Raw genomic sequence first — 26227 nt, 5'->3', positions numbered from 1 at the left:
CCCCAATTGATCACATGGCTTGTCATACCCGCGAATGCGGGTATCCATGTCTCACTCTGCCGCTTGCCTTAAGGTTTGCATGACGGGTTGGCGCAGCACGCCTGAGAGGCTGAGGCTGCCGGCTGTCCAGGCCAGCACAGCGCCCAAGGCACCGCCCGCCAAAGGTGCCCACAGGGGCGGTTGCCACGCAAACTCGAACGCGAAACGGGCCAGTGCCCAACCTACCACCAAAGCCATGCTGCTGGCCATGAAGCCGGCCAACCAACCGAGGCCCAGAAGCTCTGTGCGCTGCACTTGGGCCAACAAGGTGCGCCCTGCCCCGAGCGACCGCATGATGGCGTATTCGCGCTCACGCGCCTGGCGGCTGGCGCCCACGGCGGCCAACAGCACCATCAGGCCTGCGGCCAGCGTGAAGGCGAAGAGGTACTCCACCGCACGGATCACCTGGTCCATGACGCGTTGCACCTGGGCCAGGGTGCTGCGCATGTCGACGCTGGTGATGTTGGGGAACTGGTTGACCAGCGCGTTGTCAAAACCAGCCGGGCCTGGTGGCGAGCGAAAGGCCGCCATGTAGGTCATGGGCAGGTCGGGCATTTGCGAGACGGGGAACATCATGAAGAAGTTGGCACGCATGGAGGTCCAGTCCACTTTGCGCAGGCTGGTGATGCGGGCTTCGCGGGCCTGGCCTGCGATGTCGAAGCGCAGTTGATCGCCCAGCTTCAAACCCAGTGTGTCGGCAATGCCTTGTTCCACGCTCACGCCATCGGCTTCTTCGGGCACCCAGCGGCCTGCCGTGAGGGGGTTGTGTGCGGGCAAGGTGGCCGAATGGGACAGGTTGATTTCGCGGTCGATCAGGCGTTTGGCACGGTCGGCTTCAAAGTCGGTGGGGCCGACTTCGCGGCCGTTGATGGCCACCAATCTGCCCCGGATCATGGGGAACCAGTCGGGCGACTGCACGCCCGCTTTGTTCAGGCTGGCCAAGAAGTCGGTGGCTTGCTCGGGCTGCACATTGATGACAAATCGGTCAGGCGCATTGGCTGGCGTGGCCAGCCGCCAGCTGGCAATCAGGTCGGTGCGCAGCAGCACCAGCAGGGCCAAGGCCAGCAAACCCACCGACAAGGCACTGACCTGCACCACCGCAAACACAGGGCGCGCCGCCACTTGGCGCGTGGCCAGGCGCAACCAGCGCGGAGCTTGCTCGCCCGGCACAGCGCGGCGCAGCAACCACAACGCGGCAGCGGCCAAACCGGCAAACACCAGCAAGGCCACGGCAAACCCACCCACAGTGATCAAGCCCAAAGTCAGGTTGCGGCTGACCATGAGCAGCGTCAAAGCAAAGCCCACCAGGCCCATGGCCAGCACCAGCCCCGAACGCACTTGCAGGCTGCCCAGGTCGCGCCGAATGACACGCAAAGGCGGCACCTGCGCCAACTGCAACACGGGGGGCAAACCAAAAGCCACCAGCAAGGTCAGGCCCATGGCCATGCCCATCAAAGCCGGTTGCAGGGTGGCGTTGGGCAGTTGTGCATCGACCAGACCCGCCAGCAAAACCACAAAGCCCAGGTGCACGGCGTAGCCTGCCAGCACGCCCACGGCACTGGCCAAAAGGCCTGCGCCCAAAAACTCCAGGCCATAGCTCAAGGTGAGTGTGCGCTGGCTTTGACCCAAAACGCGCAGCAAGGCACAGGCATCGAGCTGCCTCTCGGCGAAACTGCGGGCGGCCAAGGCCACGGCCACGGCGCAGAGCAAGGCGGCCAGCAAGGCCACCAGGTTCAGAAACTGGGAAGCACGGTCCAGCGTCTGGCGCATTTCAGGGCGCCCGCTGTCGAGCGACTCGATCTGCACGCCGCGCACATGGGGCTTGTCCACTTCAGGCCGTGCCCACTGCACAAAGCGCTCAGCAGCCGCGGCATCGCCCGCCACCGCCATGCGCCAAGTGACGCGGCTGGCGGGCTGCACCAAGCCGGTCGATGCCAAATCGGCCGCGTTCATCATGACGCGGGGGGCAAAGGTCATGAAGCCTGCGCCCCGATCGGGTTCGCGTTCGATGACGGCCGTGATGAGGAAACTGCGTTCGCCCAAACCCAGCATGTGCCCGGTTTTCAGGCCCAGGTTGTCGAGCAGCGCGGGGTCCACCCACACTTGGCCCGCGGGGGGGATGGCGGGTTTGAAGTCTGAAGCGCTTGGTTGGCCCACATCGGGCAAGACGAGCAACTTGCCGCGCAAGGGGTACCCGGGCTCCACCGCCTTGAGTGCGACCAGTCGACTGGCACCGCCTTGCTCTGCCAAGGCGCGGGCCATGGTGGGAAAGCTCACATTGGTATTGGTCTGCAAGCCCAGGCTTTGGGCCCGTTGCACAAAGGCAGCGGGGGTGCTTTGGTCGCTGACCACCACCGCATCGCCACCGAGCAACTGACGCGCATCACGCCACAAACCTGACTGCATACGGTCGGCCAAAAAACCCACCGCCGTGAGTGCGGCCACCGCGAGTGCAACCGACAACATCAGCAACCGCAACTCGCCCGCACGCAAATCGCGCCACAAATTGCGCCCCCCCAGCCGCAGGCCGTGCATCCATCCTTGTTGATTCATCCCGCCACCTTACCGCACAAGCCATTTACGGCGCGGAGCAAGGCATTTTTTTGTGCCCATTCAACCATTCGGCCGCAGGGGCGGCCTCCCACAGGGACAGGGCATCCTGCATTTCGTGGGAGCGAGCCCCTGCTCGCGAATCTTTGCCTGAGCCAATTCACTGATTCGGCTGCAGGGGCAGCCTCCCACAGGGATTTATGCCTGATCAGCCATTCGGCTGCAGGGGCAGCCTCCCACAGGGACAGGGAGCCGGGCATCTGTGGGAGCGAGCCCCTGCTCGCGAATGATGGAAAAACTGGCTTGCTAGCACTGAGGGTAGTCAGTAGCATCACCTCAGGGAGCACAACATGGCACAAAAAGCCGGGTCACAACGCTTGCGAATTGGCCGCCATTCACTAGCCGGCCAGGTGTATCTGCTGACAATGGTCACGCTCAACCGCCAGGCTGTTTTTGCGGAGTTTCAAGCTACGCGCTGTCTGATCCGTACTTTGTACGCCGAAGACCGTTTGGACAGAGCCCGCACGTGGGCTTATGTGCTGATGCCCGACCACCTGCACTGGTTGATGCAACTGGGCGAACACGTGGATTTGGCCAGGTGTGTGCACGGCGTGAAGTCGCTGGTTTCGCGTCAGTTGGGCCAGACAGTTTGGCAGCCTGGGTTTCATGACCGGGCCATGCGCAAAGAGGAGGACCTGCAGGCGTTGGCAAGGTACATCGTTGCCAATCCTTTGCGGGCAGATTTGGTCAAGCGCGTGGGCGATTACCCGCATTGGGATGCGATGTGGCTTTGATATGAAACCTTCGGCCGCAGGGGTGGCCTCGCACTGGGACAGAGCCTCTGGCTTTTTGTGGGAGCGAGCCCCTGCTCGCGAATCTTTGCCAGTGCCAACCCACGCATTCGGCCGCAGGGGCGACCTCCCACAAGGGTTGAGCTCCAGATCAACCATTCGGCTGCGGGGGCAGCCTCCCACAGTGAAAGGGGGCCGGGTATCTGTGGTAGCGAGCCCCTGCTCGAGAAGGTTTAACGGGCCAGCTCGGGCTGCCACACCAAGCGCTCGGGGGCGCTGAAGCACAAAAACCGCTTGTTGGTGGCGCGGCCGATGGCGCACAGGCCCAGGCGCTTGGCGACGTCCAGGCCCATTTGTGTGATGCCGCTGCGTGACACCACCACGGGCACGCCCATTTGCGCGGACTTGATGACCATCTCGCTGGTCAAGCGGCCGGTGGTGTAGAACACTTTGTCCTGGCCACTGATGTCGTTCATCCACATCCAGCCCGCGATGGTGTCCACCGCGTTGTGGCGTCCCACGTCTTCGACGAACATGAGCATTTCGTCTCCCTGAAACAAGGCGCAGCCGTGCACCGAACCGGACGATTTGTAGGTGGTTTCCTGCAAGCGGATGGCGTTCACCAAGCCATAGAGCTGGCCTTGTGTGATCTGGGCGGGTGGCAACACGATCTCGTCGATGTGGGCCATCAAGTCGCCAAACACGCTGCCTTGACCACAACCGGTGGTGACCACGCGGTCGGCGCTGCGCTCGATCACCACCTGCGCGTTGGCGCGGGTTTTGACAGCGGCCACACCGGGCTCGCCCACTTCGTCTTCGCCAATGCTCCAGTCCACCGTGATCGACTCGATCTGGTCCACGGAATCAATGAGGCGCTGGTTGCGCAAGAAGCCCAGCACCAGCCACTCGGGCTCTGCACCCAGGGTCATCAGCGTGACCAGTTCTTTTTTGTCGAGGTAAATGGTGAGCGCCCGCTCGGCCGGGATTTGCGTCTCGGACACCTCGCCGAATTCGTTGCGCACGGTCACGCTGCGCGTGAGGGGCGCACGCGCTCGGGTGATGTGGGGCTTGGGCAGGGACGGTGCGGCCGCAGGGGCGTTCAGTACAACAGACATGGCTTGAGCCTAACGTAAAAATCCCCCGCCGTTGCCGACGGGGGATTTTGCAGTGACGCTGAAAAAGGATCAGCCTTTTTTGGCAGGTGCTGCCGCGGGCTTGGCACCCGCGGGAGCGGCGGCAGGCGCTGCAGCCGTGGTGTCAGCAGGCTTGTAAGCTCCGGGGTCCACACAGGCGGGTGTGGCGGTGGGTGCAGCTTTGCCTTTGCCATTGGTTTTGTAATAGTGCGCCGCCACTTTTTCGCGGGACTTGCACAGCTGGAAGTCGGCCACTTTGTTGCCGTGCGCAGTTTTGGCAGCGGCTTCGGCCGCTTTGGCCTTGGCTTCTTCGCTGGGGGCGGGCAGTTTGGCCGCAGCGCTGAAGCTGATGGCCAGTGCAGACATGACAAGCAGGTATTTTTTCATGGTGTTCTCCTGACTCAAACCGAAGCCGTGGATGCCGTGGGGGAAGAGGCGGCAGGGGCCGAGCGCTGGGCCGGGATCTTGCCTGCCTTGATGTCGTCGTACCAGAGCTCATGGTGCTCTTTGGCCCAAGTCTCGTCGACGTAGCCTTCGCGCATGGCCTTGTAGGCACCGCGCATGCCGATGGTGCCCATGTAGATGTGGCCGATGAACATGGCCATCATGAACAAGGTGGCGACACCGTGAATCATGTTGGCAATCTGCATGGTGCTGCGCTCATAAATCAGGCCGGGGATCAGCATGTCAAGCACCAGGCCCGATGCCACCACAATGAAGCCCAGGAACAGCACACCGCCCCAGAACACCACCTTCTCACCCGCATTGAAGCGGTGCGAAGGCACTTCGGTGCCCGAGAACAGGCCGCCCCCTTTGAGGATCCAGACCAGATCGTCTTTGCTGGGCATGTTGTCCTTGAGGAAGGTCACAAACACCACCACCAGCGACACCGCAAACAAGGGGCCTGCAAAGTTGTGCACGTTTTTCAGGACATAGCTCAACCAGCCAAACAGCGTGGGGCCGATGATGGGCAGCAAAAAGTATTTGCCGTAGGCCATGACGATGCCCGAAACGGCCAAGGTCACGAAGGCAATCGCATTGGCCCAGTGGGCCGAGCGCTCGAAGGGCGTGAAGCGTTCGATCTTGCGACCGGTTTCCTGACCATGCAATTCGATCGTGCCCTTGCTGAAATAAAACAGGGCCATGGCACCCACCGCGATCAGCAACAAAGCAGCACCATAAGGAATGATGATGTTGTTGCGTACCTGACGCCAGGACTCACCGGCCGAAGCCAGGCGCGAACCCGGGTACTGCACAAAGGGCTGGATCAGGTTGCCGGCTTCGGGGGCCTGGCTTTTGGGCAGGCTGGTGTAACCCGTCACGCCCTGCCCCACGGCACGCCACATGGGCGCGTTGTTGCCGGGCTGGACCTGGGCACGTTCGGCGTTGGTCTGGTCTTTGTACTTCGGATCGGCGTCCGCACCGGGCGCGATCTGGAAGATGTTGGCGCTTTTCACGCCCAGGCTGTTGTCAGCCGGGGCAGCAGCGGCAGCGGGTGCGGTGGTTGCAGTCGGTGCTGTGCTGGGGGACTGCGTCTGGGCGGCAACACCCCACGCGGCCACAGCGAGCCCGATGGTCAATAAGAAGCGGCGCATGAACTTCTCCTTGGCGCTCACTTGGGTGCGCGCACGTGGTCGTTTTGGCCGTAAGTGGCACGGGCCTTGAGGTGGTTGGCCCACCCGTCTTTGTCACCGGCTTTCCAGCCAGGTTCGGTGAACGGGGCCACGCCCGTGCCGCTGTAGGCCGGCTTGTCGGTGCGCACGCCCTTGACCTCTTGCGGCTTTTCGCCGCAAGCCACCAACAAGGCTGCGCTGCAAAGAATGAAAGCTGCTTTCATGTTCAGGCTCCTTGTTTGGCTTGGTTGCCGTAGGCGGTACCCCAACCCCAGACTTCGGCGCCCTTGCCGCGCTGGATGACGCGGCCGCGCAGGATGTCGGTGATGACGTCGCCGTCACCGGCCAACAGGGCCTTGGTCGAGCACATCTCGGCGCAAGCGGGCAGCTTGCCTTCGGCCAGGCGGTTGCGACCGTATTTTTCGAACTCGGACTGGCTGCCGTGCTCTTCGGGGCCGCCCGCGCAGAAGGTGCATTTGTCCATCTTGCCGCGCACACCGAAGGTGCCGCTGGATGGGAACTGGGGCGCACCAAACGGGCAAGCGTAGGAGCAGTAGCCGCAGCCAATGCAGATGTCCTTGTCGTGCAGGACCACGCCTTCTTCGGTCTTGTAGAAGCAGTTGACCGGGCAAACGGCCATGCAAGGCGCATCCGAGCAGTGCATGCAGGCGACCGAGATCGACTTTTCACCAGGAACGCCATCGTTCAAGGTGACCACGCGGCGGCGGTTGACGCCCCATGGGACTTCGTGTTCGTTTTTGCAAGCGGTGACGCAACCGTTGCATTCGATGCAGCGCTCTGCATCGCAGATGAATTTCATTCGTGCCATCGTGTTCTCCTGGGGCGCTTAGGCTTTTTCGATGTTGCAGATGGTGGTCTTGGTCTCTTGCATCATGGTGACGCTGTCATAACCGTAGGTGGTGGCGGTGTTGACCGCCTCGCCGCGCACCACGGGCGCAGCACCTTTGGGGTAATACGCCAGCATGTCGACGCCTTGCCAGCGGCCCGAGAAGTGGAAAGGCATCCAGACCGTGCCGGTGTCGACGCGCTCAGTCACCAAAGCCTGCACATCGAGCTTGGCACCCGTTGGGCTCTTGAGCCAGACGCGGTCGCCGTTGCGAATGCCGCGATCGGCCGCCGTCTTGGGGTTGATCTCGACATAGGCTTCCTGCTGCAACTCGGCCAGCCAGGGGTTGGAGCGGGTTTCCTCGCCACCGCCTTCGTACTCGACCAGACGGCCGGAGGTGAGGATGAGCGGGAACTTCTCGTGCACCTTGTCGGCGATGTTCTTGTCCTGCACGGTCTTGTACAGGGTGGGCAGACGCCAAAAGGCTTTCTTGTCGTCGTGCGTGGGGTACTTGGCCATGAGGTCTGGACGTGTGCCGTACAGCGGCTCGCGGTGCTGCGGGATCGGGTCGGGGAAGTTCCAGACCACGGCTCGCGCCTTGGCATTGCCAAACGGGTGGCAGCCATGGTTCTTCATGAACACACGGATCATGCCGCCCGACGAGTCGGTCTTCCAGTTCTTGCCTTCGGCCTTGGCTTTTTCAGCCTCGGTCAGCTCGTCCCACCAGCCCAGCTTCTTGAGCAGGATGTGGTCGAGTTCGGGATAGCCGGTCGTGATGTCGGCACCCAACGAATGCGAACCGTCTTCGGCCAGCAGGCTCTTGCCTTCGCGCTCCACTCCAAAGTTGGCGCGGAAGTTACCGCCGCCGTCCATGACGTGTTTGGAGGTGTCATAGAGGTTGGACGTGCCAGGGTGCTTCATCTCGGGCGTGCCGTAGCAAGGCCATGGCAGACCGAAATAGTCACCCGTGAAGTCGTAACCGGTTTCCTTGTCTTTACCGCCCTTGGCCTTCAAGGTCTTCACGTCGAACACGTTCATGTTCTTCATGTGGGCCTTCAGGCGCTCTGGGCTTTGGCCAGTGTAGCCAATGGTCCAGACGCACTTGTTGATTTCACGCAGGATGTCTTCGGGCATGGGCTCGTCCATGCCCTTGACCTTTTGCATCTTGTAGTTCTTGGACAGCTCTTTGGCAAAGCCGAGTTTTTCGGCCAGCTGGTGCATGATCATGTGGTCTGAGCGGCTCTCCCACAAAGGATCGATCACCTTCTCGCGCCACTGCAAAGAGCGGTTGGAGGCGGTGCAGGAACCGCTGGTTTCAAACTGTGTCGCAGCGGGCAACAGGTAGACCGCGCGGTTGGGGTTCAGGTCTTCGGCCTTGCCGGGCATCGCGGCCATGGCAGCGGTGGCCGATGGGTAGGGATCCACCACCACCAACAGGTCCAGCTTGTCCATGGCGCGCTTCATGTCCAGACCTCGGGTCTGCGAGTTGGGGGCATGGCCCCAATAGAACACGCCGCGCAGGTTGCTGTCCTGGTCGATCAGCTCGTTGTTCTCCAGCACGCCGTCGATCCAGCGGGACACGGTGATGCCGTTCTTGCCCATCATGGCGGGCGTTGCAAACTGCTTTTTGATCCACTCGAAGTCCACACCCCAGGTGTTGGCGAAGTGCTTCCACGAACCTTCGGCCAGGCCGTAGTAGCCGGGCAGCGAGTCGGGGTTGGGGCCGACGTCGGTCGCGCCCTGCACGTTGTCGTGGCCACGGAAGATGTTGGTGCCGCCGCCGGACTTGCCGACGTTGCCCAAAGCCAGCTGCAAGATGCAGGAGGCGCGCACCATGGCGTTGCCAATGGTGTGCTGGGTCTGGCCCATGCACCAGACAATGGTGCCGGGGTTGTTGTCGTGCAGCATCTTGGCGACCTTGAACATCTGGTCTTCCTTGACGCCGCAGGCTTCTTCGACCTTGTCGGGTGTCCATTTGGCCATGATTTCGGCCTTGACAGCCTCCATGCCATAGACACGGTCGCTGATGTATTTTTTGTCTTCCCAGCCGTTCTTGAAGATGTGATAGACCAGACCGAACAGGAAAGGAATGTCGGTACCCGAGCGGATGCGCACGTACTCGTCGGCCTTGGCGGCGGTGCGGGTGAAGCGCGGATCGACCACGATCATCTTGCAGCCGTTTTCCTTGGCGTGCAGCATGTGCAGCATGGACACGGGGTGGGCTTCGGCCGCGTTGGAGCCAATGTACAAAGCGACCTTGCTGTTTTGCATGTCGTTGTACGAGTTGGTCATGGCGCCATAACCCCAGGTGTTGGCCACACCGGCCACGGTGGTGGAGTGGCAAATACGGGCCTGGTGGTCACAGTTGTTGGTGCCCCAGAAGCTCACGAACTTGCGCAGCAAATAGGCTTGTTCGTTGTTGTGCTTGGACGAGCCGATGAAATACACGCTGTCCGGGCCGCTGGCTTTTTTCAGCTCCAGCATCTTGGCGCTGATTTCGTTGAGCGCCACATCCCAGCTGATGCGCTCGTATTTGCCGTTGACCAGCTTCATGGGGTAGCGCAGGCGGTATTCGCCGTGGCCGTGCTCGCGCAGCGCAGCACCTTTGGCGCAATGTGCACCGAGGTTGATGGGCGAATCGAAGACGGCTTCCTGGCGCACCCAAACGCCGTTTTCAACGACGGCATCGACCGCACAGCCCACCGAGCAGTGGGTGCAGACGGTGCGTTTGACTTCGACCTTGCCTGCGCCCACGATGGACGCGCCCGTGGCGGCCTGGACTTTTTGAACCAGGCTCAGCTGCGATGCAGCCAGGCCCACACCGACACCCAGACCCGAGCGGCGCAGGAAACTGCGGCGGTCCATGGTGGGCAATGCCTGCGACAAACCACGGCGCAGGCTGTGGATGAAGGGGGTCGAGACAGCACCGGAAGTGCTGGTTTGTTTTTTGGTCAGCAACATGGAGGGCTCCAGTTGGGGATGAACAGGAAAGAAAACGGAATGTGAATCAGACGCGCGTGGTCTTGTAGTACTGCTGAACGTGTTCGCTCAGGGTGTAACCACCGCCGCGTGTGGGCTTGGGCAAAGCCACGGCAGCGGGTGCGGCCTGTTTGACCACGCCAGGCAAAACGGCGGTGGCTGCAGCCACTGCGCCCACCGTGGCAGCGCCCGAAAACAGGCTGCGACGTGAAAGAGAGGAAGTTTTGGAAGACATCAAAGACTCCTGAAAGAAGAACAAGGCAACTGCTCACCAGAAGAATCGACTGAGGCAATGTTTGGCACAGGCGATCTTAGCGATTCAATGGCGCTTTTGTCATGTAAAAACCCTTACTTCGATTGGCTGCGCGTCAAACCGGTGACAGCGGAGGCAAGCAAAGGCACACAATGTGCGCCAGCACACACCAAGCCGCGGCTTGGTGTGTGCGGACAACTTCTTTTTTACTTGTAAAGCACCTCAGGCAACCACATGCCGATGGCCGGGAACATGTAGAGCAGCACGATCGCAAACACCTGGATGGCCATGAAGGGCAGCATGCCTGCAAAGATCTGGTTCAGCGTGACGTGGGGTGGGCTCACACCCTTCAAGTAGAACGCCGCCATCGCCACGGGTGGGCTGAGGAACGCGGTCTGCAGGTTCAAGGCCACCAACAAGCCGAAGAACAGGGGATCGATGCCGAAGTGGGGCAGCAAAGGGATGAAGATCGGCATGAAAATCACAATGATCTCGGTCCACTCCAGCGGCCAGCCCAGCAAGAAGATGACCACTTGCGCCAGGATCATGAACTGCACAGGCGTCAGGTCCATGCCCAGCACCCAGTCGTTGATGATCTCCTGGCCGCCCAGCAGCGCGAACGCGGCCGAGAAAATGCTGGAGCCCACAAACAGCCAGCACACCATGGCACTGGTCTTGGCCGTGAGGTACACCGACTCGCGCAGCACCACGTAGTTCAGGCGTCGGTAAGCCGCTGCCAGCAACAAGCCGCCCAGAGAGCCCATGGCTGCGGCTTCGGTCGGTGTGGCCAAGCCAAACACGATGGTGCCCAGCACCGCCAAAATCATGAGGGCCAAGGGGAAGAAGGAGCCCAGCAGCATCTTGAAAATCTCAAGGCGCGTGAAGCTGAAGTAAGCGTAGAAGATGGTCAAAGCCACCACACAGCTGGCCAAGCCAATCCAGAAAGACATGGGCGCGGGCACGCGCTCGGCGGCTGCCGCTGGCGCTTGAGCGTCAGCACTGGCGGCCACAGGGGCTTCTTCTTTGGCAGCTTCTGCAGCAGGTGCCGCGTCGGCCTTGGCCATTTCGGTCGGGGCGGCAGGTGTTTCCGCGCCTTCAGATTCGGGCTCGGACAAGCCGCTCACGCTTTCGGCTTCGTCTTCGGTTTCTGCAGTCTCGGCCAATTCGCCACCCATGGCCACCACGCCTTCCACCGCCTCGACAGCGACAGGTGCAGTGACCTTGAAGTAAATGGTGCCCATGATCGCTGCCACGGCCAAAGCCGGCAGCAAGGCAATGCCCAAATGGTTGAGCAACTCGCGCATGGGCACAGCCGCATTGCGCTTGCCTTTGATCGCACCGATCAGACCCGGCAAAACGGTGCTGCTGACGTCTTTGGACACCACCTGCGCAAAGGCCGGCAAAGGCACGATGCGGTCTTCCGCCGACATCGGCGGAGCCATGCTGGGCTTGACTTTAGCCAGAATCACGACATACAACACGTACAAGGTCGCCAACATCACACCCGGGAAAAACGCACCCGCGTACAGCTTGACCACCGACACGCCAGCGGTCGCACCATACACAATCAGCATGACCGAAGGTGGAATCAAAATACCCAGGCAACCGCCTGCGGTGATGGCACCGGCCGACAATTGCACGCTGTAACCTGCACGCAGCATGGCGGGCAGCGCCAGCAGGCCCATGAGCGTGACCACCGCGCCGACGATGCCGGTGGCCGTGGCAAAAATAGCGCAGGTCACAATGGTCGCGATGGCCAAAGAACCTGGCAAGCGGGCCATGGCCAGGTGCATGCTCTTGAACAGTTTTTCGATCAGGTTGGCGCGTTCAATGAGGTAACCCATGAACACGAACAAAGGAATCGAGATCAGCACATCGTTGGACATGACCGAATACGCACGCTGGACCATCAGATCCAGGGTTTGGTTCACAGCCAGATCGGGGTTCTGACTGCGGTAGGCGATCCACGCGAAGATCATGCCCATGCCCATCAGCGTAAAGGCGGTCGGGAAGCCCAACATGATCGCCACCACCACCAGCGCCAGCATCAACAAACCCAAATGACCGTTGGTCATCTCCGAGGGCGCAGGCAACAAAACAAAGGCCGACAACACGACCAAGGCCATGATCGTCAGGCCGAACCAGACTTCTTTTTTCATTTGTGGGTTCCCTTGCCAGCCGTCACCAGCGCATCGAGTTTCGCGATGTCTTCGTCTTTGACGTTGACCATTTCCTTGAGTTTTTCAACGTCGACCTCGTCCACGTCATCGCCGCGCTTGGGCCACTCGCCCTGCTTGATGCAAACAATGCAACGCACGATTTCAACCAGGCCTTGCGCCAGCAAGAAAGCACCTGCAATGGGCAAGATGGTCTTGAAGGGATAAACCGGGGGGCCATCGGCCGTGATGTTGGAGTGCTCGTGAATGGCCCAGGACTCGGCGGCAAAACCGTAACCCGCCCAAGCCAGCGCGACCACACCGGGAATGAAGAACAGGATGTAAAGAATCAAGTCCAGCCAGGCCTGCAGGCGGGGCGGGAAAAAACCATACAGTACATCGCCACGCACATGGCCATTTTTGGACAAGGTGTAAGCACCGGCCATCATGAAGAGCGAGCCGTACATCATGCTCATCACGTCAAAGGCCCAGGCATGAGGACTGTCCAGCACATAACGGGAGAAAACCTCCCAGGAAATCATGAAAGTCAAGGCCACGATCAACCAGGAAAAGAACTGGCCAATCCAGGTGCTGACTTTGTCAATAAAGAGCAACAGGTTTTGCATAAGGGAACCACATAAATAAATCAGCCATCCAGGAAACCTGGATGGCTGATGGAAACGCTTAAAAAATCAACCTTTTTTCGGCGCGGCAGCTTTGGCCCCGAAGAAGTGGTTCACAGCCATGCGACGGCTGATGTTGGTGTCTTGGTCCCACTTCACAGCGCGGGCTGCGAAAGCTTTCTGCGAGGCCACCACTTCCTTGAAGATGGGGTTCTCGGCAGACTTCTTCTCGAGGATTTCAGACCAGACCTTGAGCTGCTCTTGCAGGATGGCATCAGGCGTCTTGTAGAACTTGACCTTGTCCTTGGTCTGCAACTCAACGTAGTCCTTGGAGTAACGGTCGATGGCTTTCCACGACATGTCGGCCGAAGCGGCTTCTGTGGCGATCGCGATCACAGACTTCAACTTCGCAGGCAGTGCGTCGTACTTGGTCTTGTTGAACATGATCTCGAAGGTTTCCGAAGCCTGGTGGTAGCTTTGCAGCATGCAGACCTTGGAAACGTCAGGGAAGCCCAGGATGCGGTCAGATGTCGCGTTGTTGAACTCGGCACCGTCGAGCAGACCACGGTCCATCGCAGGCACGATCTCGCCGCCTGGCAAGGCGTTCACGGCAGCGCCCATGGCGGTGAACAGGTCAATGGCCAAACCGTTGGTGCGGAACTTCAGACCTTTCAGGTCCGATGTCTTGGTGATCGGCTTCTTGAACCAGCCGAATGGCTGCGTGGCCATGGGGCCGTACAGGAAGGACTGCACGTTGCCGCCGATGGAGGCATACAGCTTGGCCAGCAGCTCAGCGCCGCCGCCGTACTTGTGCCAGGCCAGAATCATGTTGGCGTCCATGCCGAAAGCAGGACCGGAGCTCCACAGGGCCAAAGCGTTTTGCTTGCCGTAGTGGTAACCCAACACGCCGTGACCGCCGTCCAAAGTGCCCTTGGACACCGCTTCGAGCAAGCCGAAAGCCGGCACCACAGCGCCTGCTGGCAGCACTTCGATCTTCAGATCGCCACCGGTCATGTCGTTGACTTTTTTGGCGTAGTCGAGGGCGTACTCGTGGAAGATGTCCTTGGCAGGCCATGTGCTCTGCCAACGCATGGAGATCGGGCCAGTCTGGGCCTTGGCGATCATGGGGGCAGAAATAGCACCTGCTGCCAGGGCTGCGCCTTTGAGAAGGTTACGACGGCGTGGGGTTTTGTTGTCTGACAAAGTGGATCTCCAATCGTTGTTGAACTTACAAGCGTAAAAAATTACCGCTTGGTCAATCATTATGCGATCAGCCCCAACGATACCCCTCAGTAGAAACCCGAAGCCTTGCCGTCAATGTTTTCAATTCAGAACACAAAAATTTTCAATCACGCCACCAGATCAAAACCCTGCGACTCCACGCTGATGAAGGCTTCGGTGAAAGCCGCCAGCCGAGCATAGAACACCGCGCGGGGATGGGCCTGCAAGGTCTGGCACAAAGCGGGCAGCCAGGGTTGTACATGCTGCGTGAAAAAGGCTTGTTGGCGGGTCAGGTTGGACACCGCCACATCGTCGCCCGCGATCAGGAAGCGCATGACCTCCAACACATAGGCCACATGGTCTTCGGTTTCCGGCATGGCCTCGCTGCGGGCCAGGCCCAGCTCGGCCAAATCGTCGCGCAGGCGCACCAAGGGCTTTTCGTTCAGGAAACCGCTGAGGTAATGCGAGCCAAACACATACACCTCGGGTTTGCCCACACCGCCAAAGAGGGCGGTGTATTCGGCGGCGATTTGCGCCTGGCTCAAGCTGCGGGCGCAGGCCACCAGCTCTCGCCAAGGCTCTTCCAGAAAGCCACCGGCATCGGGGGCTTCGGTCACCGCGACCTGCAACTGGCCGAGCAGTTCATCGCCCGGGGCCTGGTAGTAAAGCTGAGACAGCAGGCCATAGACTTCGGCACGGGCGGTTTCTTCGTCCAGCGCGTGGCTGCTGGCGGACAGGTTCAGTTCTTGGCTCATGGCAACAGATTATTGGGGTTTGGAAGGCGTGCCGGCACCCGGAACGCGCACCTGGTTCTCGTCGGTGAACATGTCCACCACGCGGCAGTCGCCGCACATTTTGAGCCGCTCCAGGGCCGCACCCTGGAACATGCTGTGCCCGGCCAGACGGCCCAGCATGGCTTCAATGCCTTTGAGCGTGCCAAAAGGCTTGCTGCAGCGGATGCAGGCATAAGGCGGGCTGCCGTGCAGCACCCGGGGCTGCGTGCGCTCGGACACCAGCGACAGGCGTGACTGCAAGGTGATCGCGTTCTCCGGGCAGGTCTTGGCACACAGGCCGCATTGCACGCAGTTTTTCTCGATGAAACGGATTTCGGGCTGCAGCGGGTTGTCCTGCAGGGCCGACGAGGGGCAAGCGCCCACGCAGCTCATGCACAAGGTGCATTTGTTGCCATCGACCACGATACTGCCCAAAGGCGAACCGGCAGTGGGCAAATCGAGCGCCTTGGGGCGAGTGGCTTCATCCATGGCCATGACGGGGGACTGGGCCATGAGGTGGTCGATGACCAGCTCCAGATTGCTGCGCTTTTCGGCCTGCACCGCGTGGCGGGCAGCGGTGGCGGGGCCGGTGGGCAAGCTGCTGGCCTTGAGGCTGCGGGCACACAGGCGCTGCAAATCGGCGTCCAGCGAGGTCGCGGTCTTGGCTTCGATGAGCTGGAAATGCACGCCGGTGTAACCCAGGCCATTGAGCAGGCTTTGGGCCACGGCCATTTGTTCCATGAGCGCGGTGCGGTATTGCGGCGCTTCTTCGTGGGTGAGCAGCACCATGACCTGGCGAGCACCATAAGCCACGGCCGAGAGCCACAACTCCATGCCGACACTGGCGGTGTGCCACAAGGCCACAGGCATCACACGGGCGGGCACGCCTTGCATGACGCCCAGCTGCGCACCCCGGCCCAGCTCGTCGATCAGAGCCTGGCCTTTTTCCTGGCTGTGCAGCAGCAGCGCAGCATCACGCCCGCCTGCGGCCTGGTAGGCCGACAGCAGTGCGCGGATCTTGGCGCCCTGCTCTGCCGGGCGCGGGTAGGCGTAGGTCAGCGCGCCCGTGGGGCAAGCCGTGGTGCACGCGCCGCAGCCCACACACAGGTTGGGATTGACCACGATTTGCTGACGGCTTTTGTCCGAGCGCACGGCTTCGGCCGAGCAAATGTCGATGCAGGCGCTGCAGCCGACTTGCTCGTTGCGGCTGTGGGCGCAGAGCTTTTGCTTGTAGGCAAAAAAGCGTGGCTTTTCAAACTCGCCCACCAGCTCGCGCACCTTGAGCAGGGTTTGCAGGTCTTGGCCGTCCCATCGGAAATAGCCTTGCGGCAAGGCGTGCGAGGTGAACGTGGGCGAGGCCTTGTCACCGCGCAGGTCCAGCACCACATCGAAGCGCTCGGTTTGCGGGCGGGCATCACGCGAAAAGTCGATGGCGCCCGCGGCTTCGCACACCTTGACGCAGTCGCGGTGCGAAGTGCAGCGCGACAGGTCCACCTGGTAATCGAGGCCAATGGCCTGCTCGGGGCAAGCGGCCACGCAGGCGTTGCAGCGGGTGCACAGGTCCAGATCAATCGGGTTGCTGGCGTCCCACGACACCTCAAACGCACCCAACCAGCCCTTGAGACCTTGCAAGCGACCGGCCACCACCGGGAAACGGCGCTCCTGGCTGCCCCCGGCGTTGCCGGGGCCTTGCGCAAAAATCGTGACCTGCATCGCGTCGGCCAGGAAGCTGGCGGCGCGTTCGGCGGCATCGATGGCCCCGATGATGAGCAGCCGGCCTTCGCTTTTGTAAGTGACGGTGGCCACTGGCTCCGGCTCGGGCAGGCGAGCAGCCGCCAGCAAGGCGGCCATTTTGGGCGTGGCGTGCGCGGCTTCCTGGCCCCAGCCACCGGTTTCACGGATGTTGACGAAACGGATCGGTGAAATCGCGCCTTCGGTTTGCTCAGCCAGTTCACTGAACAGGCGTTTTTCTTGCGTGCAGGCCACCACCACCGTCTCGCCGGTTTTCACGGCTTTCTGGAAATGCCCGGCCTCGCGCCGGCACAAGGTGGTGTGCAGCGTCAGGTCTTCACCCAGTGCTTGCCCCAGAGCTGGGGCTTGCAGGGGCATGGTTTGGTTGCAGTTGCAAATCAGGGTGGTCATGTTCAGTCGGTTCGGATGCCTGCAGCACTGGTGTGGGCTGCAGTGTCGGTGTCGTTGAGGAGGGCGACTGTGCCACAAGTGGCGAGCCTTGCGGCGCGTCGGGACTTTTCGCGAACTTGTCCTGCCCCTCGCTTTCCGCAGTCTGCGGTGTGTCGGCTGGATCTTTTTGAGGGAACAGGTTCAGCAACTCGGCCCCGACCATTTTTTCGAGCATACCCGCAGGCAATGGGTCGGGGGTGTTGTAGTCGCCGATGTAAATGTCCAAACCGTCCATCACATTGAAGTGCGGGTCGGTGAAGAGCTTCTTCATGGCGGCATTGCGCACCTCGCCGGGCACGCCTTGGCGCATGAAGGCCTGGAAATCAGACGACGGCGTGAGGCCCTGCACATCGGCCATGGTCGGCAGTGCGGGCTCTGGCTCACCGCCTGGGGGTGTGGCGGCACCCGGGGTAACAGGGCCTGCGGCATGGGGCTGCGACTCGCCATCGGCCCAGTTGGGCGTCGAAACGGCGGCCGAAGCCACCCTGCTTGGGGTCTCAGTTGCGGTCTTCGGCGCGTCGCTCGGGTCGAGGCCTTGCTTGCGGCGCGACCAACGGCTGAAAAAGTTGTCGCTCATGGCCCCGGCCTTGCGCCTTTGCGCTTGCTGTCGGTGCTGACCGAAACGGGTTGACCAAAACGGTCGGTCAAGCGCTGAAAACTCTGAGGGCGTTGGCGCTTTTTCTCTTCGGGCACGTAATGCTGCTCGGCAAACCCTTGTATCCATGCCACCACGTCGGCAGGCGCGGGCACGGTTTCCACGGTTTCCTGTGCGTCCAGCCAGCGGCCTGCATCGTGGTAACTCAGGCTCACGGCTTGCGGCACGGCCAGCGGCTCGCTGCCGTCTTCGGCATCGATCAAACGCCACATCACAAAGTAGCAAGGCGTGGGCGAAGTGGCATTGAGCCAGTAGCCTTCCGCGTCGTCGGTGAACAGTGCCACGGGCCAGCCGGGGTAAAGCCAGAGCGACTCGGTCTCGCTCTGGCGCAGGCTGCGGGGGGCTGTGCCAAAACCCGCTTCGTTGGGCACCACATCGGCCAACACCCAGCGCCAAGCTTGCCAACGCGCCATGGGCCCTTGCACGGCCTCTTTGCGCATCAGAACAGCCACATCAATTTGTGGACGTGAAGACATGGACACAGTTTCCCCTGGAGAGATGGAACATCAGCTGCCCAGCACGTACTCGTGCGCGGGCAAAGCCAGCAAGAATACCGTACCTTGGCCGGCCTCGCTCTCGAAGCTCAATCGCCCCCCGTGCGAAGCCACAATGGACTGGCTGAGCCACAAGCCCACCCCCATGCCCTTGGATTTGGAGGTTTTGAAAAGCGCAAACACATCGGCTTTTTCATCTTCGGCAATGCCGCAGCCGTTGTCGGCGATGCGCAGCTCAACCCAGTCGGATTGCACTTGCCCGGAGATGGCAATGCGGGCGGCATGGCCTGACTTTTCGACCAGCGCATCGATCGCGTTGTTCAGCAAATTGAGCACGACCTGCTGCAACTGGGTGGGATCCCCCGTCAACATCAAAGGCACTTTCAGGTCCACGTCGAATTCAATGGCACTGCGCTTGGCATGGGCGCCCACGATGTTGAGCACATCCCGAACCAGTTGGGCCAGATCCAGGCGGGCGTATTCGCCCTTGCCGGTGGCAAACATGCTGCGCAAAGTGCGGATGATGGCCGCGGCGTGGCGCGTGTCGTCCCGGATCAGATCGGCCAGCTTGTGGGCCTCGGCCAGGGCCGCTTGGGGGTCCCGGTTGCGCTGCAGGTGCGACTCGATCAGCTCGGTCTTGAGCACGATGGTGGTCAGCGGCTGGTTCAACTCATGGGCGATGCTGGCCACCAAGGCCCCCATGCCCGCCGACTTGTTGGACAGGGTCAACTGTCGGATGATTTCCTGCCGCTCGATCAGCAAAACACCCAGGTCCTCGGAGTGCTGCAGGGCCAATGCCGCACGCTCTTGCTCGCGGGCCAATTGCTGCTCCATCGCGATTCGGCTGCGGTGGTCCTGGTCGATGAAGATCTGCATGAAGCCCACGCACAGCATGACCAGCGCAATGAATTGGCCCGCAAAGACCAGCAATTGGTCCCAGGAGGTTTCGTACAAATCGGTGGCCCCCACCCCTGCCAGCATGGCCAGCGCCTTGATGCCCAGCGTGCCCGACAAAATCATGCCCGCCCACTTGACCGAATTGGCGCCATTGGGGTCGTGCGTCAGGGCAATGCGTTTTCCTGCATAAAAGTATTCGAGACAGTTGAAGGTGTAAAACACATAGAACACCAGCATGATGGTGCGCTCGGGAGAGCCCGAAAAATGCAGACCATAGCTGAGGGCCAAAAAGACGATGTTGGACCCGCCCGATGCCCACAGCCACGTGGGCGATGCCGGGCCATTGAGTGAGCGTAAAGCCACCTGGCGGCCCCAATTGCCCGCAGCCATCAGGAATTGGCCGGCCACCACCACGACATCGGTGCTGAGCCACCCCCGGCTGCCCAGCACACACAAACCCAGCGCACTGAAAATGCCCGAAGCACTCCACAACACCACCACCGGGCTGCGAAAACGGGCCAGCCCATACCAGATGGCGGCGTGCAGCATCAGGTACAAAAACGCATCCATCCAGAAGATGGTTTGCACATTCACATTCAAAGCGGCCTCCTTGGCCTGGTCGCAGGGCAAACCGGGGGCAGTGCCAAATCACCACCGCGCCGGTTCAAGACAGCCGCCGATTATGCGTTGACCCGTGCTGCCGCTTCGATCCGCACCGCGCAGTATTTGAATTCCGGGATCTTGCCAAACGGATCCAGCGCCGCATTGGTCAGCAAGTTGGCCGCCGCTTCCTGGTAGGCAAAGGGGATGAACACCGAGCCTGCGGGCGTGCCATCGTCCTGGCGCAGCTGCAGCAGCACCTCGCCCCGCCGCGAAGCGATCCGCACCGTCTGCCCGGCCTGCAAACCCAGCCGCCGCAGATCGGCCCCGCACATCGACGCCGTGGCTGCAGGCTCCAGGGCGTCCAGCACGGTGGCGCGGCGCGTCATGCTGCCGGTGTGCCAGTGCTCCAACTGCCGCCCGGTGATGAGCACCAGCGGGTACTCGGCATCGGGTTGCTCATTGGCCGGGATCAGGCTGGCGGGCACCAGCCAGACGCGGCCGTCCTTGGTGGGGAAGTGGTCGTGGAAGACGATGGGCTGGCCCGGGTCGTCGGCGCTCACGCACGGATAAGTGACCGAGCCCGCGTTCAGGCGCGCCCAGTCGATGCCGCCAATGGCCGGGGCCATGGCCTGGCGCATTTCCTCATAGACCTGGGCCACGCCATCGTGTTCGCCTGTGTAGGCCCAGTTCAGGCCCAGGCGCTGCGCGATCTGCTGGATGATCCACAAGTCAGGCTTGGCATCGCCCGGCGGCTGAACCGCCTGGCGGCCCATTTGCACCGTGCGGTCGGTGTTGCTGACGGTGCCGGTTTTTTCGGGCCAGGCGCTGGCGGGCAGCACCACATCGGCCAGCCAGGCGGTCTCCGTCAAAAAGATGTCTTGCACCACCAGGTGCTGCAGGCTGGCCAGCGCGTGGCGGGCGTGGTTCAGGTCGGGGTCGCTCATGGCCGGGTTCTCGCCCATGATGTACATGCCGCGCACCTTGTGTGGGTCGCTGTCATCGGCCAGCGCCTTGTGCATGATCTCGACCACGGTGTAGCCGGGCTGGTCGTCCAGTTGGGTGCCCCAGAATTTCTCAAACCAGTCGTGCGCGGACTTGTCGGTGACCCGCTGGTAGTTGGGGTACATCATCGGGATCAGGCCCGCGTCGCTCGCACCCTGCACGTTGTTTTGGCCGCGCAGCGGGTGCAAGCCCGTGCCGGGGCGGCCGATCTGGCCGGTGATGCTGGCCAGCGCGATCAGGCAGCGCACGTTGTCGGTGCCGTGCACGTGCTGGCTCACGCCCATGCCCCACAAGATCATGGCGGCTTTGGCGCTGGCATAGGCCCGCGCCACTTCACGGATGGTCTCGGCAGGGATGCCGCAGATCGCACTCATGGCTTCGGGCGTGTAGTCCTGCACATGGGCCTTGAGTTCGGCCACGTTGTCGGCGCGTTCTTTTAAAAAGGCTTCGTTGCACAGCCCTTCGTGGACGATGACGTGCAGCATCGCGTTGAGCAGCGCCACATCGGTGTCGGCCTTGAACTGAAGGGTGCGCCAGGCGTGACGCCCGATGTCGGTGATGCGCGGGTCGGCCAGCACGATGCGGGTGCCGCGCTGGGCGGCGTTCTTCATCCAGGTGGCGGCCACCGGGTGGTTGGCGGTCGGGTTGGAGCCGATGACGAGGATCAGGTCCGAATGCTCGACATCGCGCACCGGGTTGCTCACCGCGCCCGAGCCCACACCTTCGAGCAAAGCCGCGACGCTGGACGCATGGCACAGGCGGGTGCAGTGGTCCACGTTGTTGCTGCCAAAGCCGGTGCGCACCAGCTTCTGGAACAGGTAGGCTTCTTCGTTGCTGCCCTTGGCCGAGCCAAAGCCGGCAAGCGATTTGGGGCCGTGTTGTTGGCGCAGCGCATTGAGCGGCTGTGTGGCCAGTGCCAGTGCTTCCTCCCAAGAGGCTTCGCGGAAGACCTCGCGCCAGTCGGTGTGGCCATCGATCAGGCTCAGGTCTTTGGCCACGCCAGGCTTGCGGATCAGCGGCTTCGTGATGCGGTCCGGGCTGTGGATGTAGTCCATGCCAAAACGGCCCTTGACACACAAACGCCCTTCGTTGGCCGGGCCTTCGCGGCCTTTGACGCTGATGATTTTTTCGTCACGCACCTGGTAGGTGACCAGGCAACCCACGCCGCAAAACGGGCACACCGAGTCGACTTCGCGATCCACTTTTTGTGGCCCCATGTGGCTCTTGGGCATGAGCGCCCCCGTAGGGCAGGCCTGCACACATTCGCCACAACCCACGCAGCTGCTGCCACCCATCGGGTCGGCCAGGTCAAACACCACCTGGGTGTGCGCGCCCCGAAAAGCCAGACCGATCACATCGTTGACCTGCAGGTCGCGGCAAGCGCGTTGGCAACGGTTGCACTGGATGCAGGCATCCAGATTCACGGCCATGGCCGGGTGCGAGAGGTCGGCGGGCACCGCCTCGCGCTGGAGCGCGGCCAAGGCCGGGCGCACCTGCACGCCGTGGTGCTCGGCCCATTGGCTCAACTCACCGTGTGGGGCTTCTGCGCGGTCATCGAGCCACTTGTGGCCCTGCTCGGGCAAGTCGGCCAGCAGCATCTCCAGCACCATCTTCTGGCTTTTGACGGCGCGTTCGCTGTTCGTCTGCACCTGCATGCCGGGCGTGGGGCTGCGGCAGCAACTGGGGGCCAGCGTGCGCTCACCGGCCACCTCGACCACGCAAGCGCGGCAATTGCCGTCGGGCGCGAGGCCTTCCTTGTGGCACAGGTGCGGGATGGCGATGCCCAGTTCTTTGGCGATGTTGAAAATGCTTTGGCCCGCGGGGGCCTCGACGCTTTGGCCGTTGAGGGTGAATTGGACGGTGCTCATGCGCAGCCCCCAAGACTGTCATGCCCGACAACCTCAAAGCGGTCATGCCCGACCGCTTCAACACTGTCATGCCCGACTTGATCGGGCATCCATGGTTTGCATGCATGGATACCCGCGTGCGCGGGTATGACAGAGACATGGATATCCGCCTTCGCGGGTATGACAGAGACATGGATATCCGCCTTCGCGGGTACGACAGAGACATGGATACCCGCCTTCGCGGGTATGACAGAAAGATAGGCACGCCCGACCACTGCGAAACTGTCATGCCCGACTTGATCGGGCATCCATGTCTTCAGAACGCTGGATCCTCGGGTCAAGCCCGAGGATGACAAATCACACGCATTCATGTTTTCACCTCCACAGCCACTTCGTGCGGAAAGTAATCGAGCACACACCGGATCGGGTTGGGTGCGGCCTGGCCCAGGCCACAAATCGATGCGTCGCCCATGACCTGCGCCAGGTCTTGCAGGGTATCGGCATCCCACACGGGGGCGGCCATGAGTTGTGCGGCCTTGTCGGTGCCCACACGGCAAGGCGTGCATTGGCCGCAGCTTTCGTGTGCAAAAAAGCGCATCACGTTCAGGGCCGCTTCGCGGGCGCTGTCGTGTTGGCTGAGCACCATCACGGCGGCCGAGCCGATGAAGCAGCCGTGCGGCTGCAGCGTGTCAAAGTCGAGCGGCACATCGGCCAGACGTGCGGGCAAGATGCCGCCGCTGGCACCACCGGGCAAATAGGCATACAGTGTGTGCCCCTCGGCCATGCCGCCGCAGTATTCATCCACCAGTTCGCGCAGCGTGATGCCCGCAGGCGCGAGTTTGACGCCCGGGTGCTTCACGCGCCCGCTCACGCTGAAGCGCCTCAGGCCTTTGCGGCCATGACGCCCATGCGCTGCAAAGCTGTCCGCGCCTTGTTCGATCAGCTCGCGAATCCAGAACAGCGTCTCAAAGTTGTGCTCCAGGGTCGGGCGACCAAACAGGCCCACCTCGGCGATGTAGGGCGGGCGCAGGCGGGGCTCGCCGCGTTTGCCTTCGATGCTCTCGATCATGGCCGACTCTTCGCCGCAGATGTAGGCGCCCGCGCCACGGCGCAACTCAATGTGCGGCAACGCGCAAGGCGGGTTCAATTTCAGCGCCGCAAGTTCTTCCGTCAGCAGGACACGGGCCTCGTGGTATTCGTCGCGCAGGTAGATGTAGACCGCTTCGCAGCCGACCACGCTGGCCGCGATCAGCACGCCTTCCAGAAATCGGTGCGGATCGGCCTCCAGACAGGTGCGGTCCTTGAAGGTGCCGGGCTCGCCCTCGTCGATGTTCACCGCCATCAGGCGCGGGCCGGGCTGGCTGCGCACGATGCGCCATTTGCGTCCGGCCGGAAAACCCGCGCCGCCCAGACCCCGCAAACCCGAGGACTCCAGACACTGGATGACCGATTCGTGGTCTTTCAAGCCCGCCGCGACCTGCAACGCCAGCTGATAGCCGCCCGCCTGCCGGTAAGCCGCCAGCCGCGTGGCGTCGGGCAGCGGGTTCGGTGCGGTCTGCTGCGCCGCCACCCGCTCGGTCACGGCCTGCAGCGTGGCCTGCGCCACGGCCTGCTGGCCCACTTGTGCGGCAGGGGCCTGTTCGCAGCGGCCGAGGCACGGCACGGGGACCACTTTCACATCCAGCAGTTCGCGCTGCAACTGGCGCAGCAAGCCGTCGCTGCCGGCCAAGCTGCAGCTCAGGCTGTCGCACACCCGCACCGTGATGCGCGGGGCGGTGGCGTCGTCTCTCAGGATCTCGAAGTGGTGGTAGAACGACGCCACCTCGAACACCTCGACCACGGGCAAGCGCATCTCGGCCGCCAGCGCCACGATGTGGCGCTCGAAAAGACCATGGAAATGGTCGTTGAGCACATGCAGGTGCTCGATCAACAGATCCCGGCGGTGACCGTCTGAGGGCGGTGCGCCGATCAGGGCGCGCACCTGGGCGCGCGCTTCATCGCTGGCCTGACGGCCTTTGAGCTGCGAACGCGGTTGGCGCAGTTGCTGGCGAACCTGTTCCAGGCCAATGTGGGTAGCGTTCGCCATACGGGATCAGTAGGTTTCGAGATGCAAACGGCCTTCTTTCTTGAGCGCCGCGCCCACGGTATCCCAATCGAGTCCGGCGTTCTGTGCGATGTCGCGCAGGGCCATGACCACGCCCTCTTCCATGCTCTTCAAGCCACACACATAGAAACAGGTGTTCGGGTCCTTGAGCTGGGCCGCGAGGTCGGCCGCGCGTTCGCGCATGGCGTCCTGCACATAGCGCTTGGGCTTGCCGACTTCACGCGAGAAGGCGAATTCGATGTCGATGAAGTCTTTGGGCAGGTTGTTCAGCGGACCAAAGTACGGCAGCTCAGCAGGCGTGCGGGCACCAAAGAACAGCATCAGTTTGCCACCCTCGAACTTGCCGCTGGCGCGCAGGCGACGACGCCATTCGGTCATGGCGCGCATGGGGGCCGAGCCCGTGCCGGTGCAGATCATGACGATGTTGCTCTTGGGGTGGTTGGGCATCAGGAAGCTCGCGCCAAACGGCCCGATCACCTGCACCTTGTCACCGACCTTCAAGTCGCACATGTAGTTGGAGCCGACGCCGCGCACCGGCTGGCCGTCGTGGTCTTCGAGCACACGCTTGATGGTCAGCGACAGGTTGTTGTGGCCCGGACGCTCGCCGTTGCGGGGGCTGGCGATCGAGTACTGGCGCGCATGGTGCGGCTTGCCTTTGGCATCCACACCGGGCGGGATGATGCCGATCGACTGGCCTTCGAGCACCGGGAAAGGCATGCTGCCAAAGTCGAGCACGATGTGGTGGGTGTCGTAGTCTTGTTGGCCTGCTTGTTGGCCCACCTCGGTCACACGCAGGTTGCCCGTCACGGTGGCGGTGATGGTTTTCTCGGCCGCTTTGGGGCCATAGAGGTTGGTGTAGGCGTGGGCAGCCGACCAGGGGGGGGTGGTCGCTCCGAACTGAGCCGAGTTGAAACCCGAGGCTGCGGCGGTTGTGGCCGCCGATGCCGATGAAGAGGCTGCAGCTTGAACAGCAGCTTGGGCTTCTTCCTGAGCAGCACCCGCATCGCCGCCACCAGCGGCAGCGAGTTCTTCTGCGCTCAGCTCCGCAGGCAGCACATCCCACTTGAGTTGTTCTTCGATGCTGTAGGCCTTGGCCTTGGGCATCATGCGCCAGTTGTCGATGGAGCCGGTGGGGCACGGCGAGATACAGTCCATGCAGAGGTTGCAGATGTCGGCCTTGACCACGTAGTTGAGCGAGTCGTGGGTGATGGCGCCGACCGGGCAGATCGCTTCGCAGGTGTTGCAGCGGATGCAGATTTCCGGGTCGATCAGGTGTTGTTTGATCAAGGTCGCTTCTGTGCTCATGTCTTGGCTCTCTTGTTGTGTCTTTGTCTTTGGCTTTTGTTTTGGGTCTGCTGGGTCCGCGACGCTATGGCTTGGGGCCGGGCACCTCATACGGGGTACCGGAAAATCGGTGCCCGGCCCCAAGCCATACCGCCGCTCATCGCCTTTGCAGACATGGCAGT

Annotated in this window: 20 protein-coding genes; 1 reads left to right on the top strand and 19 read right to left on the bottom strand. The window is 62.1% G+C overall.

Annotation, left to right across the window (positions count from 1 at the left end; all coding sequences use genetic code 11):
- Positions 1–51: 51 nt before the first annotated feature.
- Complete coding sequence (locus ACZ5RT_RS06065; protein ID WP_464453862.1) at positions 52–2592, bottom strand: ABC transporter permease; 2541 nt, start codon at positions 2590–2592, stop codon at positions 52–54.
- A gap of 347 nt (positions 2593–2939) precedes the next feature.
- Here ACZ5RT_RS06065 and ACZ5RT_RS06060 point away from each other — a divergent pair, with 347 nt between their 5' ends.
- Positions 2940–3383 (top strand): REP-associated tyrosine transposase, encoded by a 444-nt coding sequence (locus tag ACZ5RT_RS06060; RefSeq protein ID WP_464453861.1) that lies wholly within the window; start codon positions 2940–2942, stop codon positions 3381–3383.
- 230 nt (positions 3384–3613) lie between these two features.
- Here ACZ5RT_RS06060 and ACZ5RT_RS06055 read toward each other — a convergent pair whose 3' ends face one another.
- The 18 genes from ACZ5RT_RS06055 to boxA form a co-directional block, all read right to left on the bottom strand.
- Positions 3614–4495: a formate dehydrogenase accessory sulfurtransferase FdhD gene (locus ACZ5RT_RS06055; RefSeq protein ID WP_464453860.1), complete on the bottom strand. Its 882-nt coding sequence runs from the start codon at positions 4493–4495 to the stop codon at positions 3614–3616.
- A gap of 69 nt (positions 4496–4564) precedes the next feature.
- The gene (locus ACZ5RT_RS06050; protein ID WP_464453859.1) at positions 4565–4900 is read right to left on the bottom strand and encodes a hypothetical protein; all 336 of its coding nucleotides are present in this window, start codon (positions 4898–4900) and stop codon (positions 4565–4567) included.
- Positions 4901–4914: 14 nt separating this feature from the next.
- Positions 4915–6108 (bottom strand): formate dehydrogenase subunit gamma, encoded by a 1194-nt coding sequence (locus ACZ5RT_RS06045; RefSeq protein WP_464453858.1) that lies wholly within the window; start codon positions 6106–6108, stop codon positions 4915–4917.
- Between the two features lie 17 nt (positions 6109–6125).
- A complete protein-coding gene (locus ACZ5RT_RS06040; protein ID WP_291925063.1) occupies positions 6126–6350 on the bottom strand; it encodes a hypothetical protein in 225 nt (74 codons plus the stop codon).
- A 2-nt stretch (positions 6351–6352) separates the two neighbouring features.
- Complete coding sequence (gene fdh3B, locus ACZ5RT_RS06035; RefSeq protein ID WP_108427624.1) at positions 6353–6955, bottom strand: formate dehydrogenase FDH3 subunit beta; 603 nt, start codon at positions 6953–6955, stop codon at positions 6353–6355.
- 18 nt (positions 6956–6973) lie between these two features.
- On the bottom strand, positions 6974–9934 hold the full coding sequence (locus ACZ5RT_RS06030; protein ID WP_464453857.1) for a formate dehydrogenase subunit alpha: 2961 nt from the start codon (positions 9932–9934) through the stop codon (positions 6974–6976).
- Between the two features lie 46 nt (positions 9935–9980).
- Complete coding sequence (locus ACZ5RT_RS06025; RefSeq protein ID WP_416560434.1) at positions 9981–10187, bottom strand: formate dehydrogenase; 207 nt, start codon at positions 10185–10187, stop codon at positions 9981–9983.
- A gap of 224 nt (positions 10188–10411) precedes the next feature.
- A complete protein-coding gene (locus ACZ5RT_RS06020; RefSeq protein ID WP_464453856.1) occupies positions 10412–12364 on the bottom strand; it encodes a TRAP transporter large permease in 1953 nt (650 codons plus the stop codon).
- Positions 12361–12987 (bottom strand): TRAP transporter small permease subunit, encoded by a 627-nt coding sequence (locus ACZ5RT_RS06015; RefSeq protein WP_291925072.1) that lies wholly within the window; start codon positions 12985–12987, stop codon positions 12361–12363. Before ACZ5RT_RS06015 ends, ACZ5RT_RS06020 begins: the two co-directional genes overlap by 4 nt.
- Positions 12988–13053: 66 nt before the next feature.
- A complete protein-coding gene (locus ACZ5RT_RS06010) occupies positions 13054–14187 on the bottom strand; it encodes a TRAP transporter substrate-binding protein (RefSeq protein WP_422172561.1) in 1134 nt (377 codons plus the stop codon).
- A gap of 146 nt (positions 14188–14333) precedes the next feature.
- A complete protein-coding gene (locus tag ACZ5RT_RS06005) occupies positions 14334–14960 on the bottom strand; it encodes a TorD/DmsD family molecular chaperone (protein WP_464453855.1) in 627 nt (208 codons plus the stop codon).
- Positions 14961–14969: 9 nt separating this feature from the next.
- Complete coding sequence (locus tag ACZ5RT_RS06000; protein WP_464454201.1) at positions 14970–17087, bottom strand: 4Fe-4S binding protein; 2118 nt, start codon at positions 17085–17087, stop codon at positions 14970–14972.
- Positions 17047–17736, bottom strand: coding sequence for a DUF3306 domain-containing protein (locus tag ACZ5RT_RS05995; RefSeq protein WP_464453854.1), 690 nt, complete (start codon positions 17734–17736; stop codon positions 17047–17049). The genes ACZ5RT_RS06000 and ACZ5RT_RS05995 overlap by 41 nt, the downstream gene beginning before the upstream one ends.
- Positions 17733–18296: a DUF3305 domain-containing protein gene (locus tag ACZ5RT_RS05990; protein ID WP_464453853.1), complete on the bottom strand. Its 564-nt coding sequence runs from the start codon at positions 18294–18296 to the stop codon at positions 17733–17735. Before ACZ5RT_RS05990 ends, ACZ5RT_RS05995 begins: the two co-directional genes overlap by 4 nt.
- A gap of 24 nt (positions 18297–18320) precedes the next feature.
- A complete protein-coding gene (locus tag ACZ5RT_RS05985) occupies positions 18321–19793 on the bottom strand; it encodes a sensor histidine kinase (protein WP_464453852.1) in 1473 nt (490 codons plus the stop codon).
- A 92-nt stretch (positions 19794–19885) separates the two neighbouring features.
- The gene (gene fdhF, locus ACZ5RT_RS05980) at positions 19886–22678 is read right to left on the bottom strand and encodes a formate dehydrogenase subunit alpha (RefSeq protein ID WP_464453851.1); all 2793 of its coding nucleotides are present in this window, start codon (positions 22676–22678) and stop codon (positions 19886–19888) included.
- Between the two features lie 346 nt (positions 22679–23024).
- Positions 23025–24743: an NADH-ubiquinone oxidoreductase-F iron-sulfur binding region domain-containing protein gene (locus ACZ5RT_RS05975; RefSeq protein ID WP_464453850.1), complete on the bottom strand. Its 1719-nt coding sequence runs from the start codon at positions 24741–24743 to the stop codon at positions 23025–23027.
- Between the two features lie 6 nt (positions 24744–24749).
- Positions 24750–26066, bottom strand: coding sequence for a benzoyl-CoA 2,3-epoxidase subunit BoxA (gene boxA / locus ACZ5RT_RS05970; protein ID WP_464453849.1), 1317 nt, complete (start codon positions 26064–26066; stop codon positions 24750–24752).
- Positions 26067–26227: the final 161 nt, after the last annotated feature.

The sequence above is a fragment of the Limnohabitans sp. TEGF003 genome (genome assembly GCF_055395455.1).
Note: the sequence above shows the minus strand (reverse complement) of the source record. Positions and strands in the feature narration are given on the sequence as shown.

Bases quoted from the DNA above. Each gene is read 5' to 3' on its own strand.
- ACZ5RT_RS06065 (WP_464453862.1), bottom strand. From the start codon at position 2,592: ATGAATCAACAAGGATGGATGCACGGCCTGCGGCTGGGGGGGCGCAAT.
- ACZ5RT_RS06060 (WP_464453861.1), top strand. From the start codon at position 2,940: ATGGCACAAAAAGCCGGGTCACAACGCTTGCGAATTGGCCGCCATTCA.
- ACZ5RT_RS06055 (WP_464453860.1), bottom strand. From the start codon at position 4,495: ATGTCTGTTGTACTGAACGCCCCTGCGGCCGCACCGTCCCTGCCCAAG.
- ACZ5RT_RS06050 (WP_464453859.1), bottom strand. From the start codon at position 4,900: ATGAAAAAATACCTGCTTGTCATGTCTGCACTGGCCATCAGCTTCAGC.
- ACZ5RT_RS06045 (WP_464453858.1), bottom strand. From the start codon at position 6,108: ATGCGCCGCTTCTTATTGACCATCGGGCTCGCTGTGGCCGCGTGGGGT.
- ACZ5RT_RS06040 (WP_291925063.1), bottom strand. From the start codon at position 6,350: ATGAAAGCAGCTTTCATTCTTTGCAGCGCAGCCTTGTTGGTGGCTTGC.
- fdh3B (WP_108427624.1), bottom strand. From the start codon at position 6,955: ATGGCACGAATGAAATTCATCTGCGATGCAGAGCGCTGCATCGAATGC.
- ACZ5RT_RS06030 (WP_464453857.1), bottom strand. From the start codon at position 9,934: ATGTTGCTGACCAAAAAACAAACCAGCACTTCCGGTGCTGTCTCGACC.
- ACZ5RT_RS06025 (WP_416560434.1), bottom strand. From the start codon at position 10,187: ATGTCTTCCAAAACTTCCTCTCTTTCACGTCGCAGCCTGTTTTCGGGC.
- ACZ5RT_RS06020 (WP_464453856.1), bottom strand. From the start codon at position 12,364: ATGAAAAAAGAAGTCTGGTTCGGCCTGACGATCATGGCCTTGGTCGTG.
- ACZ5RT_RS06015 (WP_291925072.1), bottom strand. From the start codon at position 12,987: ATGCAAAACCTGTTGCTCTTTATTGACAAAGTCAGCACCTGGATTGGC.
- ACZ5RT_RS06005 (WP_464453855.1), bottom strand. From the start codon at position 14,960: ATGAGCCAAGAACTGAACCTGTCCGCCAGCAGCCACGCGCTGGACGAA.
- ACZ5RT_RS06000 (WP_464454201.1), bottom strand. From the start codon at position 17,087: ATGCCCCTGCAAGCCCCAGCTCTGGGGCAAGCACTGGGTGAAGACCTG.
- ACZ5RT_RS05995 (WP_464453854.1), bottom strand. From the start codon at position 17,736: ATGAGCGACAACTTTTTCAGCCGTTGGTCGCGCCGCAAGCAAGGCCTC.
- fdhF (WP_464453851.1), bottom strand. From the start codon at position 22,678: ATGAGCACCGTCCAATTCACCCTCAACGGCCAAAGCGTCGAGGCCCCC.
- ACZ5RT_RS05975 (WP_464453850.1), bottom strand. From the start codon at position 24,743: ATGGCGAACGCTACCCACATTGGCCTGGAACAGGTTCGCCAGCAACTG.
- boxA (WP_464453849.1), bottom strand. From the start codon at position 26,066: ATGAGCACAGAAGCGACCTTGATCAAACAACACCTGATCGACCCGGAA.